Below are 1613 nucleotides of genomic sequence, written 5' to 3' on the forward strand. Positions count from 1 at the left end.
CGCGCGCTCAGCGACGCCGGCATCGTGTTCATCGGTCCGAACCCCGGCGCGATCGCCGCGATGGGCGACAAGATCGAGTCCAAGAAGGCGGCCGCCAAGGCCAAGGTCTCGACCGTGCCGGGCTTCCTCGGCGTGATCGAGGACGACAAGCACGCGGTGAAGATCGCCGACGAGATCGGCTACCCGGTGATGATCAAGGCCTCGGCCGGCGGCGGCGGCAAGGGTATGCGCATCGCGCATTCGGTCACTGAGGTCGCCGAGGGCTTCAACCTCGCCAAGGCGGAGGCGAAGGCCTCGTTCGGCGACGACCGCGTGTTCATCGAGAAGTTCATCGTCGATCCGCGCCACATCGAGATCCAGGTGCTCGGCGACAAGCACGGCAACGTGATCTATCTCGGCGAGCGCGAATGCTCGATCCAGCGCCGCAACCAGAAGGTGATCGAGGAAGCCCCGAGCCCGCTGCTCGACGAGGTCACCCGCCGCAAGATGGGCGAGCAGGCGGTCGCGCTGGCGAAAGCCGTGAACTACGACTCGGCCGGCACCGTCGAATTCGTCGCCGGCCAGGACAAGAGCTTCTACTTCCTCGAGATGAACACCCGCCTGCAGGTCGAACATCCGGTCACCGAGATGGTCACGGGCATCGACCTCGTCGAGCAGATGATCCGTGTCGCCGCCGGCGAGCAGCTGCAGATCGCCCAGAAGGACGTCACGCTGAAGGGCTGGGCGGTCGAGAGCCGCGTCTACGCCGAAGATCCGTTCCGCAACTTCCTGCCGTCGATCGGCCGCCTGGTGAAGTATCGCCCGCCCGCCGAGAGCAGCGCCGACGGCGTCACCGTGCGCAACGACACCGGCGTGCAGGAGGGCGGCGAGATCTCGATGTTCTACGACCCGATGATCGCCAAGCTGGTGACGCACGGCCCGTCGCGCGCCGCGGCGATCCAGGCGCAGGCGCACGCGCTCGACGCGTTCTACGTCGACGGCATCCGCCATAACATTCCGTTCCTGTCGGCGCTGATGACGCATCCACGCTGGCGCGAGGGCAACCTGTCGACCGGCTTCATCGCCGAGGAATTCCCGCAGGGTTTTGGCGCGCGTACGCCGGAGGGCGAGGTCGCCCGCCGCATCGCCGCGGTCGGCGCCGCGATCGATCGCGTGATCGGCGAGCGCAAGCGCAAGATCTCCGGCCAGATGATCGGCCGCGCGGTGATCCGCGAACGCCGCCGCTGCGTCTGGCTCGACCGCACCGAGATCCCGCTCGACGTCATCCGCGAAGGCGAGGGCTTCGTGGTCCGTTTCGTCGAGGCCGACGGCTCGCTCGGCGCGGCGCATCAGTTGCTGTCGTCGTGGATCCCCGGGGAGCCGGTGTGGGAAGGCACGCTCGACGGCCACCCGGTGGCGATGCAGGTCCGCGCCATCCCCAACGGCTTCCGACTGGCGCATCAGGGCTACGAAGTCGCCGTCAACGTCTTCACCGAGCGCGAGGCCACCGCGGCGCGCTGGATGAAGGAAGGCGACAAGGCCGACACCGGCAAGAAGGTGCTGTGCCCGATGCCGGGCCTCGTGGTGTCGATCGCCGTCACCGAAGGCCAGGAGGTCAAGGCCGGCGAGACGCT

General features: G+C 68.0%; 1 protein-coding gene. It reads left to right on the forward strand.

The features are described 5' to 3' along the window. A partial coding sequence (locus IP86_RS27800; RefSeq protein WP_054165693.1) for an ATP-binding protein occupies positions 1-1613 on the forward strand: 1613 nt, incomplete at both ends.

The organism is Rhodopseudomonas sp. AAP120 (assembly GCF_001295845.1).
Taxonomy (GTDB): domain Bacteria; phylum Pseudomonadota; class Alphaproteobacteria; order Rhizobiales; family Xanthobacteraceae; genus Rhodopseudomonas.